The 18,113-nt window shown below is 70.2% G+C and carries 15 protein-coding genes; 1 reads left to right on the forward strand and 14 read right to left on the reverse strand.

Going from position 1 to position 18,113, the window contains the following annotated elements; translation table 11 throughout:
• Positions 1 to 2 precede the first annotated feature (2 nt).
• Genes GTO19_RS03725 through GTO19_RS03745 form a run of 5 tightly spaced genes read right to left on the reverse strand, consistent with a single transcriptional unit; the run spans position 3 to position 6,565 of the window.
• Positions 3 to 1,790, reverse strand: coding sequence for a branched-chain amino acid ABC transporter ATP-binding protein/permease (locus GTO19_RS03725; protein ID WP_291017220.1), 1,788 nt, complete (start codon positions 1,788 to 1,790; stop codon positions 3 to 5).
• On the reverse strand, positions 1,787 to 2,710 hold the full coding sequence (locus GTO19_RS03730) for a branched-chain amino acid ABC transporter permease (RefSeq protein ID WP_291017222.1): 924 nt from the start codon (positions 2,708 to 2,710) through the stop codon (positions 1,787 to 1,789). Before GTO19_RS03730 ends, GTO19_RS03725 begins: the two co-directional genes overlap by 4 nt.
• A 58-nt stretch (positions 2,711 to 2,768) precedes the next feature.
• Positions 2,769 to 3,962: an ABC transporter substrate-binding protein gene (locus tag GTO19_RS03735; RefSeq protein WP_291017225.1), complete on the reverse strand. Its 1,194-nt coding sequence runs from the start codon at positions 3,960 to 3,962 to the stop codon at positions 2,769 to 2,771.
• A 52-nt stretch (positions 3,963 to 4,014) separates the two neighbouring features.
• Positions 4,015 to 4,794 carry a glucose 1-dehydrogenase gene (locus GTO19_RS03740; RefSeq protein ID WP_291017228.1) on the reverse strand — a complete coding sequence of 260 codons (780 nt, stop codon included), beginning with the start codon at positions 4,792 to 4,794 and terminating at the stop codon, positions 4,015 to 4,017.
• Positions 4,795 to 4,804: 10 nt separating this feature from the next.
• Positions 4,805 to 6,565: an FAD-dependent oxidoreductase gene (locus GTO19_RS03745; RefSeq protein WP_291017231.1), complete on the reverse strand. Its 1,761-nt coding sequence runs from the start codon at positions 6,563 to 6,565 to the stop codon at positions 4,805 to 4,807.
• A 158-nt stretch (positions 6,566 to 6,723) separates the two neighbouring features.
• Here GTO19_RS03745 and GTO19_RS03750 point away from each other — a divergent pair, with 158 nt between their 5' ends.
• Entirely contained in the window at positions 6,724 to 7,503 is a 780-nt protein-coding gene (locus GTO19_RS03750; protein ID WP_291017233.1) for an IclR family transcriptional regulator, read from the forward strand.
• Between the two features lie 34 nt (positions 7,504 to 7,537).
• Here GTO19_RS03750 and GTO19_RS03755 read toward each other — a convergent pair whose 3' ends face one another.
• The 9 genes from GTO19_RS03755 to GTO19_RS03795 form a co-directional block, all read right to left on the reverse strand.
• A complete protein-coding gene (locus tag GTO19_RS03755; protein ID WP_291017236.1) occupies positions 7,538 to 9,325 on the reverse strand; it encodes a CHASE2 domain-containing protein in 1,788 nt (595 codons plus the stop codon).
• Complete coding sequence (locus GTO19_RS03760) at positions 9,315 to 10,910, reverse strand: M48 family metalloprotease (RefSeq protein WP_291017239.1); 1,596 nt, start codon at positions 10,908 to 10,910, stop codon at positions 9,315 to 9,317. Before GTO19_RS03760 ends, GTO19_RS03755 begins: the two co-directional genes overlap by 11 nt.
• Complete coding sequence (locus tag GTO19_RS03765) at positions 10,907 to 11,287, reverse strand: hypothetical protein (RefSeq protein ID WP_291017242.1); 381 nt, start codon at positions 11,285 to 11,287, stop codon at positions 10,907 to 10,909. The genes GTO19_RS03760 and GTO19_RS03765 overlap by 4 nt, the downstream gene beginning before the upstream one ends.
• Before the next feature lie 137 nt (positions 11,288 to 11,424).
• Positions 11,425 to 12,858: an amidase gene (locus tag GTO19_RS03770; protein WP_291017245.1), complete on the reverse strand. Its 1,434-nt coding sequence runs from the start codon at positions 12,856 to 12,858 to the stop codon at positions 11,425 to 11,427.
• On the reverse strand, positions 12,855 to 14,321 hold the full coding sequence (locus GTO19_RS03775; RefSeq protein WP_291017248.1) for a mandelate racemase: 1,467 nt from the start codon (positions 14,319 to 14,321) through the stop codon (positions 12,855 to 12,857). Before GTO19_RS03775 ends, GTO19_RS03770 begins: the two co-directional genes overlap by 4 nt.
• A gap of 49 nt (positions 14,322 to 14,370) precedes the next feature.
• Complete coding sequence (locus tag GTO19_RS03780; RefSeq protein WP_291017250.1) at positions 14,371 to 15,186, reverse strand: ABC transporter ATP-binding protein; 816 nt, start codon at positions 15,184 to 15,186, stop codon at positions 14,371 to 14,373.
• Positions 15,183 to 16,199, reverse strand: a complete 1,017-nt coding sequence (locus GTO19_RS03785; protein WP_291017251.1) for an ABC transporter substrate-binding protein — start codon at positions 16,197 to 16,199, stop codon at positions 15,183 to 15,185. Before GTO19_RS03785 ends, GTO19_RS03780 begins: the two co-directional genes overlap by 4 nt.
• A 43-nt stretch (positions 16,200 to 16,242) precedes the next feature.
• Positions 16,243 to 17,019 (reverse strand): ABC transporter permease, encoded by a 777-nt coding sequence (locus tag GTO19_RS03790; RefSeq protein WP_291017254.1) that lies wholly within the window; start codon positions 17,017 to 17,019, stop codon positions 16,243 to 16,245.
• Positions 17,020 to 17,043: 24 nt separating this feature from the next.
• On the reverse strand, positions 17,044 to 18,108 hold the full coding sequence (locus tag GTO19_RS03795; RefSeq protein ID WP_291017257.1) for a dihydrodipicolinate synthase family protein: 1,065 nt from the start codon (positions 18,106 to 18,108) through the stop codon (positions 17,044 to 17,046).
• Between the last annotated feature and the right edge of the window lie 5 nt (positions 18,109 to 18,113).

The raw sequence follows: 18,113 nt of genomic DNA on the forward strand, positions 1-18,113 counted from the left end.
CCTCAGGCCGTCGCCGGTGTGGCGTCGGCCTCGTCCTCGACGCCGAGGTAGGCCTGGATCACGCGCGGGTTGTTCTGGATCGCGGCCGGCTTGCCCTCGGCGATCTTGATGCCGTAGTCGAGCACGATGACGTGGTCGGAGATGGACATGACCAGGTCCATGTGGTGTTCCACCATGAGGATGGAGATGCCGCAGCGCGCGATCTTCAGCAGCAACTGGCCCAGCTCCGCCGTCTCTTGCGGGTTGAGGCCGGCGGCGGGTTCGTCCAGCAGCAGCAGTTGCGGCTCGGTGGCCAGCGCGCGCGCCAGTTCCACGCGGCGCTGCAGGCCGTAGGGCAGGCTGCCGGCGGGGGCATGGGCCAGGGGCAGCAGGTCCACCAGGGCCAGCAGTTGCAGCGCGCGCTCGGTGGTGCGCGCCTCTTCGCGGCGCGCGAAAGGCAAGGCCAGCAGCGAGGCGAAGAAGCCGTTGCCCATGCGCGTGTGGTGGCCGAGCTTCACGTTGTCCAGCACCGACAACTCCGCGAACAGGCGCAGGTTCTGGAAGGTGCGGCCCATGCCGAGCTGGCAGATGGTGTGCGCGGGCCGGCCCGCGAGGTTCTGGCCCAGGAAGCAGATGCTGCCCGCGCTCGGCTCCAGCACACCGGTGACCATGTTGATCATGGTGGACTTGCCCGCGCCGTTGGGGCCGATGAGCGCGTGCACGTGGCCGCGCTGCAGGCGGAAGGACACGTCCTGCGCGGGCTTGACGCCGCCGAAGGCCTTGGAGACGTTCTCGACCACGAGCAGGTCGCCGCTGGCGTCGGCCGCGGCCGGGCGGTAGGCGCGCGGCCCCACGCCCGATGGCAGCTCGGGCTGCTTCCGCCAGCGCGCGAACAGGGTGTTCAACACACCCATCACGCCGCCGGGCATGGCATACAGCGCGAACAGCAGCAGGAAGCCGTAGAGGAAGTGCTGCGCGGCGGGCCAGCGCGCCAGGGCCGCGTCAATGGCGGTGAGGATCACCGTGCCCACCAGCGGCCCGTACTGCGAGCCCGCACCGCCGAACAGCACCAGCAGCAGGATGAAGATGGACAGGTGGAAGGTGATGAAGTCGGAGTTGACGTACTGGTTCTGTTGCGCCACCAGCGCGCCCGCGATGCCGCAGGTGACGGCCGCGACCACGAAGGCGATGACCTTGGCGCGGTAGACGCGCACGCCGACGGACGAGGACGCGATCTCGTCCGCCTGCAGCGAGAGCAGCGCGCGGCCGAAGCGCCCACCCACCAGGTTGCGCAACAGCAGGTGGGCGATGGCGCACAGCGCGACGGTGAGCCACACCCACTGCTGCGTGCTCAGCGGCTCCTCGCCCCAGCTCAGGGGCCGGATGCCGTAGACACCCTGCGCACCGCCGAACACGTCCGTCCATTCGCTCACGAGTTTCTCGACCACGATGCCGAAGGCCAGGGTCACCATCGCCAGATAAGGGCCCTTCACGCGCAGCGAGGGCAGGGCGATGAGCACGCCGAACACGCCCGAGACCACCGCCGCCAGCGCGAGCGCAATCCAGGGGCTGATCTCCGTGCGCGTGGTGAGCAGGGCCACCGCGTAGGCGCCGGCCGCGAACAGGCCGGCCTGGCCCAGGGACTTCTGCCCCGCGTAACCCACCAGCACGTTCATGCCGGCCGCGCACAGGTAGTACACGCCCATCATGAACAGGATGCGCAGGTAGTAATCGTTGTTGAGCGCGAACGTGAGGCCGACCACCGCGGCCACGGCGAGCAGCACGCCGGCGATGTGGGGAAAGCGCTTCATACCTTCTCCACCGCGCGCGCGCCGAACAGGCCGGTGGGGCGCAAGGCCAGCACCAGGATGACGAGCGCGAAGATGGCCACCTCACGCCACTGCGCCTGCCACAGGTTCACCAGCGATTCGATGACACCGAGCGCGAAGCCGCCGATGACGCAGCCGCGCGGGTTGCTCAGGCCGCCGATCATGGCGCCCGAGAAGCCCTTGAGGCCCACGGCCAGGCCCATGTAGAGCGAGGCCTGCGCGATGGGCGCGAGCAGAAAACCCGACAGGCCCGCGAGCGCGGAACTCACAACGAAGGCGATCACCATGATGGCCTTGGTGTTGATGCCCATGAGGCTGGCCACGCTGCCGTTGGCCGCGACCGCGCGCATGGCCTTGCCGAGCAGGGTGCGGTTCATGACGTGGTCGAAGCCGACCATGACGACGACGGCCACGCCCAGGGTGAGCAGCTCCTGCGGGCGCACGCCCACGCCCATGAAGCGCAGCACCTGGTCGCCCACGGGGCTGGGCACCACCACGGGCTTGGGGCCCCAGATGGCCAGGCCGATGCTCTGCAGGATGACGCCGAAGCCCAGGGTGCTCATCACCCAGGCCATGCCGGGGCGGCCCGCGAAGGGGCGCACGCCCACGGCGTAGAGCAGCCAGCCGAGCAGGCCCATCACGCCCAGGGCGCCCACCAGCGCCATCAACTGCGCGGCGCCACCGGGCTCGGCGTCGCCGAAGCTGGTGGCCGTGAGCGGGCGGCCGACGGCGAGGAACAGCACGCTCATGCCGATGAAGGCGCCCGCCGTCACGAACTCACCGTGCGAGAAGTTGAGGGTCTTGGTGGTGGTGAAGGTGACGCTGAAACCCAGCGCAACCAGAGCGTAGGCACCGCCCACGCACAGCCCGCTGAGCACCGCCTGCAGGAGCGCTTCTGTCATGTTGTCTGTCTCCGGGAAAGGGCGCGCGGGCCGCTGAGGGCGCCGCGCGCGCGGCCGCTTACTTCTTGAAGTCCGCCGCGGTGAGCGTCTTCAGGATCGGGTCGCTGTAGGGCAGCAGCTTGCCGTCTTTCCAGCGGATCCAGACGAAGTCCTCGGCGGTCAGGGCCTCGCGGTCGGTCTTGCTGAAGGGCTGGTTGTAGGTCTTGAGCACGCCCTGCACGGGGGTCTTCAGGTCTTCCAGCGCGGCGCGCACGGCGGCACCGTCGGTGCTGTTGGCCTGCTTGGCGGCGGCGGCGTAGAGCAGCACCGAGTCGTAACCGTGCAGCGCGAAGGAGAAGGCGCTGGGGGCCTTGAGCTTGCTGCCGATGCGGTCGTAGAGCTTCTGCTGCGCGGGCGTTTTCTCCTCGCTCACGGTGCGCATGAAGATGGGCTTGTCGGCCAGGGCCTTGCCCGCGGCGTCGTAGAAGGTGATGTTGTCGGCGGCCCAGGAGGTAAGCGTGAGCGGGAAGTAGTTGATCTTCTCCATGCTGCGCACCAGTTGCGCGATGGGCGTGCCCTGGGCCCAGACCACCACGGTGTCCACGCCGGCGGCCTTCATCTTGTTGAGCTGCGAGGTCATGTCGGTGTCGCCCACGCCGAAGTGCTCGGTGGCGACGATCTTGATGCCCTGCTTCTCGGCGAGCTCCTGCATGTCCTTCATGCCACCCTGGCCGTAGCCGGTGGTCTCGGCCATCAGGCCCACGCTCTTGGCGTTGCTGTTCTTCTTCACGTAGGCCATGAGCGCGGCCACCTGCTCGCGGTCCACCATGGAGACGCGGAACATGTAGTTGTCGCCCGAGCCCATAGGCGCGGTGATGGCGGTGCCCGAGCCCACGTTGCCGATCACCGGCACCTTCTTCTGGTTGGCGATGTGCTTCCAGGCCATGGCGTTGCCGGAGTTGGTGGGGCCGAACACGGCCACGACCTTCTCGCTGTCGATCAGCTCGGTCATGTTCTGGATGGACTTGGGCGGCGCGGAGGCGTCGTCGCGCACCACCAGGGCCAGCTTCTTGCCCAGCACGCCACCGGCGGCGTTGATGTCGGCAATGGCGGCTTCCATGCCGATGACGGCGGCCTGGCCGCTCTGCGCCGAGGGCGAGGCCGAGAGGTCGCCGTTGTAGCCGAGCTTGATGTCCTGGGCCTGGGCGCCACCCGCGAAGGCAGAGAGTGCGATGGCCGACAGGGCGGCGCCCCAATAACGCTTGATGCTCATGTTGTCTCCTGTTGTGAATGGGATGGGCGGAAGGAATGGCTTGGCGCTGGCGTCAAACCGCGAGAAAGCCTCCGTCCACCGGCAGCGTGATGCCGGTGACGTAGCGGGACATGTCGCTGGCCAGGAAGACGATGGGACCGACGAGGTCCTCCGTCTCGCCGACGCGGCCCAGCGGGATGCGCGTCATGAAGCCCTGCAGGCGCGAAGGGTCCTCGCGCGTGGCGGCCGTCATGGGCGTGGCGATGACGCCGGGCGCCAGCGCGTTGACGCGCACGCCGAAGGGCGCGAGCTCCTGGGCCAGCGACTGCGTGAGCATCTTGATGGCGCCCTTGGACGGCGAGTAGCCGAGCGAGGCGGCCTGGCCCGCGTAGGCCGCGATGGAGGCCATGTTGACGATGCAGCCGCGCGTGGCCTTGAGCGAATCCAGCAGCGCGTGCGTGACGTTGAAGGTGCCGTGCACGTTCACGTCCAGGGTCTTCCTGAAGTTCTCGGCCGCGCGCGGGCTGGCGGTGGTCTCGCGGATGATGATGCCGGCGTTGTTGACGAGCAGGTCGACCTCGCCGATCTGCGCCGCGACCTGTTGCGCGACGTCGCGGCAGGCCTCGGGCGAGGTGACGTCGAGCGTGAAGGACCAGGCCTGGCCGCCGGCCTCGCGCACCAGGCGCGCGGTCTCCTCCACGGCGGCGGTGTTCATGTCGGTGGCGACGATGCGCGCGCCGGCCTGCGCCAGGCCCAGGCAGAAGGCGCGGCCGTTGCCCTGGCCGGCGCCGGTGATGAACGCCAGGCGGCCTTGCAGCAGGCGCGGCGCGAGGGTGTCGGGGTAGGTGGGCATGGCGGTGTCCTCAGGCGGCGGGTGCCAGTTGTGTTGACGCGCCCACACCCGCGGCGGCCGGCCGCTGCGCCAGTGGCGCGGCCTTGGCGAGCTCATTGCCCGCGATGAATCCGAAGGTGATGGCCGGGCCCAGGGTGATGCCCGCGCCGGGGTAGTTGCCGCCCATCACGCTGGCCGCGTCGTTGCCCACGGCGTAGAGGCCGGCGATGGGCTCGCCCAGGCCGTTGAGCACGCGTGTTTTTTCGTCGGTGACCAGGCCCGCGAAGGTGCCGATGTCGCCAATGACGAGCTTGATGGCGTAGTAGGGGCCGTGTTCCAGCGGGGCCACGCAGGGGTTGGGCGTGACGGCGGCGTCGCCCTGGTAGCGGTTGTAGGCCTTGCTGCCCTTGCCGAAAGCCGGGTCTTCGCCGGTCGCCGCGTGGCGGTTGAACTCGGCCACGGTCTGCTCCAGCGTGGCGGGCGCGATGCCGAGCTTCGTGGCCAGCTCGCCGATGCTGGCGCCGGACTTCAGGTAGCCGTTGCGCAGGTAACGCCCGATGGGCAGCGGTGCGGGCGCGACGCAGCCCAGGCCGTAGTTGCGCAAGGCCTTGTGGTCGCACAGCAGCCAGGCGAAGGTCTCGCCACGGCCCGCGCAGGTCTTCACCATGGCCTGCACGAAGTCGTGGTACGAGTTGCCTTCATTGGTGAAGCGATGGCCGTCGGGGTTGACGGCGATCACGCCAGGCTTGGCGCGGTCGATGAAGTGCGGCATCACACCGGTGCTCTTGTCCGGGCGCGTGGTGACCGAGGCCGGCACCCAGGCGGCAGCGTGCGGGATGGTCGTGTCCACGCGCCCGCCCACCGACTCGGCCAGGCGCAGGCCGTCGCCGGTGTTGGTCGACGGCGAGGGCGAGAAGTGCTCGCGGCCGGTGGGCGCGTGCGGGAACAGTTGCTTGCGGCGTTCCACGTCGTACGGGAAACCGCCGGTGGCCAGCACCACCCCACGGCGCGCGGTCACGCGCACCGGTTGGCCTTCGTGCTCCACCAGCGCGCCCGTGACCGTATCGCCCTCGGTGAGCAACTGCTTCACCGGCGACGACAGCCACACGGGGATGTTGCGGTCCATGGCGGCCTTGGCCAGGCGGCCCGCCAGCGCGTTGCCGTTGGTGAGCGTCATGCCACGGCCGTGGATGAGCACGTCAAGGAAATGGCGCGTGAGGCGCTTCGTGACGTACCAGAACGAGGACAGCGACTTGAAGACCCGCATGAAGTGTCGGATCTCGGGGCCGGAGCCCAGCATCATCCCGAACACCGTGAGCTCGGGCAGCGGCGGCGCGAGCTGTTTGATGCGCGGGCCGAGCTCGCGGCCGTCGAAGGGGCGGGTGACCATGGAGCGACCACCGGGCAGGCCGCCGGGCGCTTCGGCGTGGTAGTCGGGGAACACCGGCGGCAGGTCGAAGCGCAGCGGCGTCTGGCTGGTGAAGAACCGAATGGCCTTTGGGCCGTTCTCGAGGAAGGCGTCCACGCGCTTCTCGTCGTAGTGCGTGGTGGCCTCGTGCTTGAGGTACGCCTTGGCGGCGCCCGGCGGCTCGGTGATGCCCTGCTCCTCGGCGAGGTGGGTGCCGGGGATCCACAGCCAGCCGCCCGAGCGCGCGGTGGTGCCGCCGAACTGCGGCTGTTTGTCCACCACCAGCACGTCCAGCCCCTGTGCGGCGGCCGTGACGGCGGTGGCCATGCCCGATGCGCCGGTACCGATCACCAGTACGTCGACGAGCTTTGTCTCCTGTGACATGCATTGCTCCTGGTCAGTGGGGCGATTCTAGAAGTCTCATCTGACTATCGTCAACGCATTTGATAATATCTTTTTGTCTGATTGGGTCGTAGCCGTTTGAAATGCTCAGGGAAAACCCTATGGATACACTTGCGCGCGCCGTCACCGCCCACACCCCCATGGAAGAGAAGAGCCGCCGAGGTATCCAGTCGATCGAGATCGGCAGCGCCCTGCTGCTGGAGCTCGCGCGCAAGGTTCGCCCCGTGGCGCTGAAGGACCTGGCCAAGGCGGCCGGCATGACGGCGGGCAAGGCCCATCCGTACATGGTCAGCTTCCTCAAGGTGGGCTTCGTGTCGCAGAACGACGCGGGCCAATACGAGCTGGGCCCGCTGGCCCTGCAGCTCGGGCTCATCAAGCTGCAGCGCATGGACCCGGTGAAGGAAGCGTCCGCGGTGCTGGAACAACTGGCGCACGCCACCGGGCAGAGCGTGGCCCTGGTGGTGTGGGGCAACCTGGGGCCCACCATCGTGCGCATGGAAGAACCCATCCAGCCGCTGCACGTGAACCTGCGCACGGGCACGGTGATGTCGCTCACCAGCACGGCCACCGGTCGCCTGTTCGCGGCCTACCTGCCGCCCAAGGTGGTGGAGCGGCTGCTGGCGGAAGACCTGGCGCGCTCGAACTACGGCACCACGCCGAAGCCGGTGCACACCATCCAGGACCTGGAGCCCACGCTGGCCGAGATCCGGCAGCACGGCCTGTCGCGCACGCTCGGTCAGCCCATCCCCGGCATCGACGCGCTGTGCGCGCCGGTGTTCGACGCCGAGGGCCACATCGTGCTGGGCGTGCTGGTGATGGGGCCGTCGGCCACCTTCGACACCGCGTGGAACGGGCGCATCGCCAAGCCCCTGCTGGCCTGCGCGGCGGAGATCACGCGCCGGGTGGGCGGGGCGAAGTAGGCCGGGCCGCCGCCACAGGCAGCACCCCTGACGCTCAGGGATCGATGCGCTTGTCCGCCTCCTCGGCCGCGTGGCGGTTCCAGGCCTCGACGGGGTCGCCGTCCGACAGCGCACGCCAGAAGGCGTGAGCGTGCCGCGCCACCGTCTCGCCCCAGCCCAGCACGCCGGCCAGGGCCGTGAGGCCCACGTATTCCACGATCACCAGCGGGCCCTGGCGAAACACCACGAAGCCCAGGCCAACGATGGCCAGCGTCACCAAGGCATAGACCAGCACCTCCACCACGCGCAGCCCCAGCGCCAGGCGGTGGACGGCGTGGCGGCCAAACACGGGCTGGCCGCTCAGCAGCATCCACAGCGCCAGGGCCAGCGGCAACAGGAGCAGCAAGCGCCCCGGGCCGCCCGCGGCGCTGCACAGGTAGGCCAGCAGCCACACCAGCAACGCCCCCAGGACGAGCCATCGCAAGGCCTTGCCGCGCGTCCCCGCTTGCCGGCGCGCGAGTTCCGCGAAACGTTCCCAGCTTTGGAAGGGTGCGGATTGCCCGGAAGCCGCATGCTCCGCGCGGGCCGCTTTCAATCGAGCGCGTTGCCAGCTCTTGTAGGGCACGAGCGCGCCCGCCACCAGGCACACGCTGGCCAGGCTGAACAGCGTGGCCTTCTGCCAGCCGGTCCAGGTCCAGCCGTCCCAGGGCCACTCGAAGCCGCCACCGCCCATGTAGCGGCCGTTCAGCGTGATCAGGTTGTCCAGCGCCACCGCGTGCGAATGCACGCCCGGCAAGCGGCCGTGCACGGGCGAAAGCACGTGGTCGTTGATGGCGATCAGATCGACACCGATGAGCACGAAGCGATCGCGCAGCGCCTGGTCGAGCTCCTGCGCCGTGAAGCCGATGCCCTTGAACGCCGAGGCAGGCACCACCTGGTTGTAGGGGCACAGCGGGGCCGGCCTCTGGTATTCCTGCGCCCACACCCAGTGCCACACGCGCCGCCCGAGCCCGTTGAATGGCACGGCCTCCGACCAGTGCCACTCGCCGCGGCAGATCGGGTCGTAGCCTTTCCCGTCCATGCGCGGCCTGACCATGATCTCCAGGTTGCTTGCAGCGGCGGCGGTGGGCCAGAGCAGGGCCATGGGTTCGCCGGTGTCGCGCGGGCAGTTCTGCGGATCGTGCAGGCAGTACAGGGTGAGCGCCACCGAGGGCGCGCGGCGCGCCCGGTCGTGGGCCGCGGCGCCCGAGGCGGGGTTGAGCAGGTACACCCACTGGTGCTGGTCGAGCCGGTCGACCTCGACCGGCGCGCGCACCGGCTGGGCGCAGCGTTCGCCTGCGGGCGTGCGCGCGGTCGACAGCATGAGCTCGACGTTGGAGCTGAGGTCCACGCGCTGGTAGGTCGCGTAGTAGAAGGGCACGCCCTTGGCCGCCGCCGCGCACACGGCCTCGCGCAAGCGCTCCACCTGTGGCGGGGGCCGGTCGTCCAGGAAGACCACGTCCAGGAACACGGCCCGCGGCTGGTGCGAGGCGATGCGCCCGATCAGGCGCTGATGGAAGTCCAGGGGCACCGGCCAGGTCAGGCCGTACTCGTCGAGGTCGCCGTCGTCGATGGTCACGACCGCGATGCGGGCCTGCCCCTGCGTGCCGTAGCCCTGCGTGAGCAGCGGCGCGAAGCTGCGCGCGGCCAGGCGCTTGAGGATCTCGTCGCTGTCGAAGAAGTTGGACAGCCAGGCCAGCACCAGGCCCGCGGCGATCGTGCACAGCACCACCAGCGGCACCGGCGGCGGTGGAGCGGGTGGAGGGCAGGCCGGCGCGGGCGCGCCGCTGTCCTCAGCTGCCACGCGCGGCCTCGTCGCAGCGCTCACGCATGTCGGCCTGCACCAGCTTGCATTCGCCGAGCACACGCTGAGCGTCTTCAGGCAGGCCGCTGCGCCGGTACAGGGCGATCAGGCGCGGGTAGGCCGAAGGCGCGCGGGAGAACCGGTCGAAGGCGGTCTTGCCGATCTGGCGCGCGGCGTCGCGCTTGCCGCGGTCCTTCTCGAAGAGGGCCGCGGTTTCGTACACGTCCCAGGTGGTGGGCGTCCAGCGCGGCGCGCGCGCCAGGTGGGCCTCGGCCTCGCGCCGCTTGCCCGTGGCCTTGAGGGCTTCCACCATCAGCGTGTTGGGCAGGGCGTGCTGGGCCAGCGGGCCGCTTCGCACCAGCGGTGTCAGCAGCGCCGCGGCCGGACCGGGCTCGCCCTTGACCAGCAGGTCGCGGGCCTCGAACACCTTGGTGTAGCCATCGGCGATGCCCTTGACGGCCGGGCGATTGACCACCGCCTCGAAGGCTTGCACGCGCGGCGCGACCTTGGGCACTTCCTTCTTGTAGACGTTCTCGAAGTAGGCGTTGATGTCGCTCAGGCGCTGCTGGCCGTCCTCGTGCGTGCGCGACAAGGCGCCAATGATCTGGCCGGCGCCCATGTCCAGGGTCTGCTTGAGGCCCTGGTCGAGCTGGCCCGACGCGAACAGCGTGTTCAGGGTCTCCTGCTTGCGGGCCTGCTGCTCGGCCAGGCGCTGGGCGCGCAGGTCGTCCCACTGCGCCACCATCTCCAGCCAGGGCACCAGGCCGGCGAAGTGGCTGTAGCCGGCGCGCACCAGCAGGTCCATGCCGAGGCGGTCGGCCTCGCTCTCCTGGCGGCGCGACCAGGCCGGGTGCAGGGCCAGGTCGCTGAACTTGATCATCACCTCCAGCTCGCCCAGGGCTTTCTGCTGGCTGGGCGTGAGCGCGGCGCTGGCCGCGCGCTGGCCGCCGATGGCGTCCAGCGCGTTGCGCGTGCCCATGCCCACGGCCAGCATGGACGACAGCTGCTTCTGCGTGCGCGTGAAGACGTTGGAGTCGTGGTGCTTCAGCAGCACGTGCGCCAGTTCATGCGCGAGCAGCGCGGTGAGCTGGTCCTCGTTCTTGAGCGAGCGCAGGTAGGCCACCGAGAGGTAGATGTTGCCGTCGGCCGTGGCGCCCGCGTCCAGTTCGCCGCTGGCCACCACGTGCACCTGGCCGGGAATCTGCGTCAGGCCGCTGGCCGCCTTGAGCTTGTCGAGCACGCCATTGGCGTAGGTGGTGAAACCCTCCATGGGCACCACGCCGCGTGAGACTTCCATCTCCGCGAGGTCGCGCTCCTCGCCGATCGCCTCGTTGGACTTCGCATAGGCACCGGGCTTGAGCTCGTCGATCTGCGGCTTGTTCCGGTCGCCGCCGATGAGGCCACCCAGGAAGCCGCCAATGGCCTTGATGGGCGCGGGCGCTTCGCCACTGGCGGCCGGCGCCGAGCCCGTGCGGTTGGCCGGGTCGGTGGGGTCGGCACCCTGCTGCGCCGACGCGGGCAGGCACAGCGCCAGTGCCAGCAGCAGGGGCGGCGTGGCGCGGTGCGGGCGGCCCGCGGCCATCATGGCCTCGCCGGCGCGCAGCCGCTGTTGGCGCCGCGACCCGCCCCCATGGGCGGCGCATCGCGCGAGGTCGCCACCGTGTGGCAGGTGGCGTTGACCTCGGCCTTCAGGCGCAAGGCACGGCGCTCCAGCCACAGGTCCTGGCCGCCCACGCTCACGCGCACCCGGCTATGGTCCGCGCTGGTTTCCAGCACGCGCGGCCTGTGGGCCAGCTCGGCCGCCGGCACCAGGCGCACCCGGTCGCCCCCATCGGGTTGCGCGTAGGCCTCCACCTGCGGCGGATTGGCCACCACACCGATGACTTCCTCGCGTTGCGCGTGCGCCGCACCGGCCGCCACCAGTCCCAGCAACGCCGCGCTCCACCTGCCCATGCTGTTCATGTGTCCCCCCCTCGGTCACATACATCGGCCGCTACGGTTGTTACAAAAACCGACAAATGCTAGCGATGCCGCCGCGCTCAAGGGCGACCGCCGGTCTGCTGAGGAGGATGGAAGGTAGGCTGTCCGGTCCGCGCGCTTCAGTCGCCGCGCGCCAGCCCGCTCACCGGCGGGCGGCGATGAAACCAGGGCCGCGCCGCCTCCAGTTGCGCGCACAGGCGCAGCAGCGGGCCCTCTTCGCCATAACGCGCCGCGAACTGGCAGCCGATCGGCAGCCCTTCGGGCGTCCAGTGCAGCGGCACCGAGGCCGCCGGCTGGCCGGTGACGTTGAAGGGATAGGTGAAAGGCAGGTAGGCGGTGACCTTGGCGAGCCAGGCCCGCGCGTCGCTGGAACGGATGTCGAACCAGCCCAGCGGGCGCGGCGTCTGCGCCAGCGTGGGCGTGAGCCAGATGTCGACCCGCTCGAAGAAGCCCGCGATGCGCCGCGCCTGGCGGTGCAGGGCCTGCAGGTTGAGGATGTACTCGGCCGCGCTGAGGCCGCGCGCGGACTCGGCCAGCGCCTGGGTCAGGGGCTCCACCAGATCCCGGTCCGGCATGGCCCCGCCGGTGGCGCGCGCGATGTTGGCCAGGGTGTTGGCGGCGAACACCATCTCGAAGCCACGCTCCAGCGCCGGCGCGTCGAAGTCGGGCGAGGCCTCTTCCACGTGGTGGCCCAGTTGTTCGCACAGGCGCGCGGCGTCTTTGACGGCCGCCACGCAGGCCGGGTCCACGGGGACGCCGGTGGGCGCGGTGGTGGCAAAGGCGATGCGCAAGCGCCCGGGCGCGCGGCCCACCTCGTCGAGAAAAGGCCGCTCGGGCGGCGCCGCGCTGTAGGGATCGCCCGGCATCGGCCCGGCCAGGGCGTCGAGCAGGGCCGCGCTGTCGCGCACGCTGCGGCTCACCACGTGCTGGTGGGCCAGGCCGCTCAGGCCCTCGCCGCCTTCGGGGCCGGCGGTGACCCGCGCGCGCGTGGGCTTCAGGCCGAACAGGCCGCAGCACGAAGCGGGGATGCGGATGGAGCCGCCACCGTCGGTGGCGTGGGCGGCGGGCACCATGCCCGAGGCCACGGCCGCCGCCGCACCGCCGCTGGAGCCACCGGGTGTGAGCGCGAGGTCCCAGGGGTTGCGGGTGAGGCCGTACAGCAGCGATTCGGTGGCCGGCGAGAGGCCGAACTCGGGCGAGTTGGTCTTGCCCACGATGACCAGGCCGGCGCGGCGCATGCGCGCCACGATCTCGCTGTCGGCCGCCGGCATCTGGTTCGCGTAGAGGCGCGAGGACGCGGTGGTGGCGGCGCCGGCCACGGAGGCCACCAGCTCCTTCACCAGAAAGGGCACGCCTTGGAACGGGCCGGGCGGCAGGCCGCGCGCGATCTCGCCGCGCGCGGCGTCGTGGAGCGGCGTGACCACGGCGTTGAGCGAGGGGTTGTGGCGATCGATGCGCGCGAGCGCGGCGTCCAGCAGCTCGCCCGGCGTCACTTCGCCTTGTCGCACCAGGGCGGCCAAGGCCAGGCCGTCGTGTTGTTCGTAGTCGTTCATGGCGGCGGCGAGTGGGTGGGCGGCCAGTCGGCGCGCGGCATGGGCCCGGTGTCGTCGAGCACCGGGTCAACGGCGGAGCCGAAACCCACGCCGGCCAGCGAGCCCAGCGCCAGTTGCCCGCGCTCGATGCGCAGGCGCACGCGGCCGTTCTGCTCGTGGTACAGGTCGGGGTGGGCGGCGAGGTAGGCCTGCGCCTCGGCCGGGGGGCGGCCGTTGAAGCCGTCGATGAAGTGGTGGGCGTTGCGCTCCACGTGCGGGATGCCGAGCAGGGCCACGAGCGCGAGGTCCTGCTGCACCGAGAGGCCGGGCTGCGTGGTCAGGTCCTCGGCGGACATGAAGTACGTGGACCGGCCCTCGACCCGATTCCACACGCGGCAGCGCGCGAGGTTGAGCAAGGACTTGTAGAAGCCCTTGCAGGCCTTGGAGGACACCCCGGCGTAGCCGAGCGTGCGCGCCCGGGGGAAGGCCTCGAGATCGCCATCGGACTCGTCGATGATGACCGGCTTGTAACGCGCCAGCGCCGCCACCGGCCGGGCCAGCGCCACCTGCCGCTTGATGGGCTGCTCGATCAGCAGCGTGGAGTCGCACAGCCGTTGCAGCGACGGCTCGGCCGCCATGCGCTGCCACAGCGCGGCGATGGCCCCGGCGTCTTCGTACTGTTCGTTGCCATCCAGCGTGGCGGCGTAGGGCTCGTCGAGGCGGTCGAGCACGGAGGCAATGCGGCGCAGGCGGTCCAGGTCGGCGTCGGCCTGGCCGCTCACCTTGAGCTTGAAGTAGCGGTTGCCGTAGGCGGACACCACCTCTTCCAGGGTTTCGGGCAGGCCGTCGTTGACGCGCGTGCCACTGGCCTGGTCGGCCGCGACGATGGGATCGAGCAGGCCCACGGTGTGGCGCACCGCCACGCTGGTGAGGGGTTCGAGTCCGCGCAGAAAGGGCGCCAGATCAAAGCCTTCCAGGTCGGGCGCGATGGCGTGCGCGCGCAGGCCGGGCCGGTTGTGCCGCAGGGCCTGCCAGAAGCTCAGGCCCTCGATGCGGCACAGCGCGTCGAGCACGGCGCGGTCCAGCAGGGCGGGGCCGTAGCTGGTGACCAGGGGGTTCAGGCCGCAGGCGGCGCCCGCGTCCAGCAGCGCGCGGTAGTGCTCGGCGTACAGGTCGAAGGCGCTGAGCCCGGGCGCAGCGCCGTAGGCGTCGGCCGTCAGCTCCAGCGCCTTGCGCAACTGATCGAGGTTCTGCGCGTCGGAGAGCGCGGGGTTCTTGTCGAACCACTTGGCGCCCAGCGCCTCGGCGGCGTAGCCGGTGCCTTCGCGCCCGTTCTGGTGGCGCACGCGCACGCGCACGATGGCCTGGCGGCCTTCGGTGACGGTGATGACGCCGAAGCGGAAGGGCAGGCGCAGCCGGTAGGGCGACTCGAAGCGCTCGACGGACAGGACCTTCAGGCGGGGGGCGTCGGGCGTGGTGCTCATTCAGTCCAGGGCCTTCGGCAGGCCATCGAAATGCCGATCGCGCGGGCGCTCACCAGTGCGGGCCGGCGCGGCTCTCGCCCCGCCCGGTGGCGCCGGACAGTTCGGTGTACAGCTCGAAGGCCATGCGGCCCAGCGCGGGGTCGGCGCGCGTTTCGGCGGTGCGCGGGCGGGCGATGTCCACCGCGCGGATGTTGGCCACGCGGCCGGGGCGCGGCGACATGACGACCACACGATCGGCGAGGAACACCGCCTCGGGAATGGAGTGGGTGACGAAGACGATGGTCTTGCGCTGGCCGCCACCGGCGCTTTCGCCCCAGATGCGCAGCAGCTCGATGTTCATCTCGTCGCGCGTCATCGCATCGAGCGCGCCGAAGGGCTCGTCCATCAGCAGGATGGGCGGGTCCATGATGAGGGCACGGCACAGCGAGGCGCGCTGCTGCATGCCGCCCGAGAGTTCGCCGGGGCGCTTGTCGGCGAAGTCGCCCAGGCCCACCATCTTCAGCAGGCCGAGCGCGCGCTCGCGGTACTGCGCGGGGTGGCCGCCGGACAGCTCCACCGGCAGGAGCACGTTGTCCAGCACGGTGCGCCACTTCAGCAGCAGCGCGGCCTGGAACACCATGCCCACTTTCGGGATGGGCTTGTCCACCGGCACGCCGTCCACCAGGATGCGGCCGCTGGTGACCGGGCGCAGCCCGGCGATGGCGCGCATCAGCGTGGACTTGCCGCAGCCGCTGGGGCCCACGAGGGCGACGAACTCGCCCTCGTGGATCTGCAGGGAGATGTCGCGCAGGGCTTCCACCGGGCCGCTGTCGGCCTGGTAGACCATGCCCGCGTGGTCGACTTCGATGAGGACGCGTGGGTTCACTTGACGGTCAGCGGCATCGCCACCTTGGTGAAGAAGGCGGGGTTGAACACGTCCTTGCAGTCCACCTTCTTCGGCAGGCCCATGTAGGTGTTCACGATCTCGGTGGAGGCGCACATCTTCTTCTCGTCGATCCAGCCGATGCCGTTGTCGGCGTAGTTCTTCGTGCGCATCAGGTCGAAGCCCATCTGCATGTTGGCCTCGATGATGGCGAGGTCGATCTCGGGCACGCGCTTCTTGAAGATGGCCAAGGCTTCCTTGGGGTTGCTCATCACGTCGCGCCAGCCCATGTAGCTGGCTTCGAGGAAGGCCTTGAGCTGCTGCGGCTTGTCGGCCATGGTCTTCTCGCCCGCGATGATGGACATGGCGTAGAGGTCGAAGCCGTAGTCGGCCCACTGCAGGCGCACCGCCTTGCCCGCGCCCATGGCCTTGTCGTAGAAGGGCTGGCCGGTGGTGTAGTCGGCCACGCCGTCGACGCGCTTCTCGGCGATGGAGGCCACCTTGGCGGTGGGTTCGATGTTCACCCAGGTGACCTTGTTGGGATCGATCTGGTTCAGGCGCGCGAAGGCGGGAAAGGCCAGGCGCTGGCTGTCGCCGGCGGGCGCGGCCACGGTCTTGCCTTCCAGGTCCTTGGGCTTGAGCAGAGGCTTGTCGGCGTGGCTGAAGAAGGTCATGGGCGTCTTGTCGAACACCATGCCCACCATCTTCACGCGCGCGCCGCGCGAGGCGGCCGAGATGACCGGCACCGCGTCGGCCAGGCCGGCGTCCGCGCGGCCGGTGTCCACCTTGGCGATGGAATCGCCCGAGCCCTTGGAGTTTTCCAGCGTCACGTCCAGGCCGCGCTGGGCGTAGTAGCCCTTGTCCAGCGCCACCCAGTAGGCGGCGTGGTCGCCCACGGCGAACCAGTTCAGGGCGAAAGTGAACTTCTCCTTGGCCTGCGCGGCGGCCGGCAGCGGCATCAGCGCCAGCAGCGCCGAACACAGGGCGGCGAGGGGAACAGCGATCCGGGGAGTCATGGTGCTTTCCTTTCGGAGGACGGGTGGGAGGGCGAACGGGGAATCAGCGCGGCGCCTCTTCGGCCCAGGGCGCGAGCAGGCGGGAGAGCAAGGCCACCAGGCCATAGAGCAGCAGGCCCAGCACCGAGATCCACACCAGCGCGGCGAAGGCGGCCGGCGTGTTCATGCTGCTCTGCGTGGTGATGATCACGTAGCCCAGGCCTTTCTGCGAGGCCACGAACTCGCCCACCACCGCGCCCACCACGGCCGAGGTGGCGGTGACCTTGAGCGCGCTCAGGATGTAGGGGTAGGCGTTGGGGATGCGGATCTTCAGGAACACCTTCCACTTGGGCGCGCTGAACACGCGGCCCAGGTCCACCATGTCCTGGTCGATCTGCGTGAGGCCCACGGCGGTGTTGATGACCACGGGGAAGAAGCCGATGAGCGCGCCGATCAGCATGTTGGGCAGGATGCCGTAGCCCAGCCACATGAGGAACAGCGGCGCGATGGCCACCTTGGGCAAGGTGTTCACGAACACCAGGAAGGGCGTGAGCGCGCGCGAGATGCCCTGCGACCACGCGATAGCCATGCCCAGGGCCACACCGGCCACACCGGCCAGCACGAAGGCGCCGAGGATTTCCACGCCGGTGATCCAGCTGTGCGCGAGCCAGGGGATCTCGTCGCTGAGCATGGCCTGCCACACGGCGTAGGGGCCGGGCAGCAGGTACTCGCGGATGTCGAACACGGTGACCGCGAGCTGCCAGAGCAGGATGAAGCCCACGAACAGGCCGATGGCGGGCAGGTAGTGGGCGGTCCAGCGCACGAGCTTGTTCTGGGTCATGGTGGGTTCCTTGCTAGGCAATGCTCAGGCCAGCCAGCGGCTCAGCCCTTCGGCCACGAAGGCGTCGTCGGCCAGCTCGCCGTGCTGCGCGTACACGCGGTCGATCTGCTCTTTCTGCCCGGGGCTGAGGCCTTCGTTGGGGTCCAGGCACCAGATGCCTTCGAGCAGGCCCTGGCGGCGCAGCACCTCGTGGCAGCCGGCGATGCAGCCGTGGAAGTCGTTGGCGACGTCGAAGAAGGCGCTGTTGCAGTCGGTGACCCGGCTGTCGAGCGCGAGCATCTCGGCGCTCACCGCCGGCTCGCGCGCCGCGGCCTGGCATTGCGCCAGCAGGCGCACCGCGCCCGAGGTCCAGACCGACCAGTGGCCCAGCAGGCCGCCACGGAAGCGCACGCTCACGGGCTGGCCATCGCGCATGACGGTGAAGGGCGTGAGCAGGTCCAGCACGATGTGGTCGTCGTTGCCGGTGTAGAGCGTCACGCGGTCCTCGGCGCGCGCCTCGACCACGCCGCGCACCACGTCGAGCGTGCGGTAGCGGTGGAAGGGTGCGACCTTGATCGCGACCACGTTGGGGAGGGCCGCGAAGCGCGCCCAGAACGCGGCGCTCAAGTCCATGCCGCCCACGGCGGGCTGCAGATAGAAGCCGATCAGCGGGATCTCCTGCGACACGGCCTCGCAGTGCGCGATCAGCGCGTCCTCGCTCTCGCCCTTCATGGCGGCCAGGCTCAGCAGGCCGGCGTGGTAGCCCAGGCCCAGGGCCAGGCGCGCCTCGGCCATGGCCTGTTCGGTGCGGCCGCAGACGCCCGCCACCATGGCGAGCTCGCGGCCGGGGGCCACCCAGTCGCGCGCGGTGTCTATCGCCAGGCGCAGCACCTCTTCGTAGAGACCGACTTCGCGGATGGCGAACTGCGTGGTGTGCACGCCCACGGCCAGGCCACCGGCGCCAGCGTCCAGGTAGTAGCGGCTGAGCGCGCGCTGGCGGCGCACGTCGAGCTGGCGCTGCGCGTTGAGCGCGAGCGGGTGCGCGGGGATGGCCAGGCCGCGCTGCAGCAGCGCGCGGGCGTGTTGGACGTGGGTGGGGCTCAGGCTCATGGGGT

Origin of the sequence: Hydrogenophaga sp., assembly GCF_011772445.1 — a bacterium.
Taxonomy (GTDB): Bacteria; Pseudomonadota; Gammaproteobacteria; order Burkholderiales; family Burkholderiaceae_C; genus Hydrogenophaga.

Excerpts from the sequence above, each read along its gene's own strand:
- GTO19_RS03725 (WP_291017220.1), bottom strand. The coding sequence starts at position 1,790 with ATGAAGCGCTTTCCCCACATCGCCGGCGTGCTGCTCGCCGTGGCCGCG.
- GTO19_RS03730 (WP_291017222.1), bottom strand. The coding sequence starts at position 2,710 with ATGACAGAAGCGCTCCTGCAGGCGGTGCTCAGCGGGCTGTGCGTGGGC.
- GTO19_RS03735 (WP_291017225.1), bottom strand. The coding sequence starts at position 3,962 with ATGAGCATCAAGCGTTATTGGGGCGCCGCCCTGTCGGCCATCGCACTC.
- GTO19_RS03740 (WP_291017228.1), bottom strand. The coding sequence starts at position 4,794 with ATGCCCACCTACCCCGACACCCTCGCGCCGCGCCTGCTGCAAGGCCGC.
- GTO19_RS03745 (WP_291017231.1), bottom strand. The coding sequence starts at position 6,565 with ATGTCACAGGAGACAAAGCTCGTCGACGTACTGGTGATCGGTACCGGC.
- GTO19_RS03750 (WP_291017233.1), top strand. The coding sequence starts at position 6,724 with ATGGAAGAGAAGAGCCGCCGAGGTATCCAGTCGATCGAGATCGGCAGC.
- GTO19_RS03760 (WP_291017239.1), bottom strand. The coding sequence starts at position 10,910 with ATGATGGCCGCGGGCCGCCCGCACCGCGCCACGCCGCCCCTGCTGCTG.
- GTO19_RS03765 (WP_291017242.1), bottom strand. The coding sequence starts at position 11,287 with ATGAACAGCATGGGCAGGTGGAGCGCGGCGTTGCTGGGACTGGTGGCG.
- GTO19_RS03770 (WP_291017245.1), bottom strand. The coding sequence starts at position 12,858 with ATGAACGACTACGAACAACACGACGGCCTGGCCTTGGCCGCCCTGGTG.
- GTO19_RS03775 (WP_291017248.1), bottom strand. The coding sequence starts at position 14,321 with ATGAGCACCACGCCCGACGCCCCCCGCCTGAAGGTCCTGTCCGTCGAG.
- GTO19_RS03785 (WP_291017251.1), bottom strand. The coding sequence starts at position 16,199 with ATGACTCCCCGGATCGCTGTTCCCCTCGCCGCCCTGTGTTCGGCGCTG.
- GTO19_RS03790 (WP_291017254.1), bottom strand. The coding sequence starts at position 17,019 with ATGACCCAGAACAAGCTCGTGCGCTGGACCGCCCACTACCTGCCCGCC.
- GTO19_RS03795 (WP_291017257.1), bottom strand. The coding sequence starts at position 18,108 with ATGAGCCTGAGCCCCACCCACGTCCAACACGCCCGCGCGCTGCTGCAG.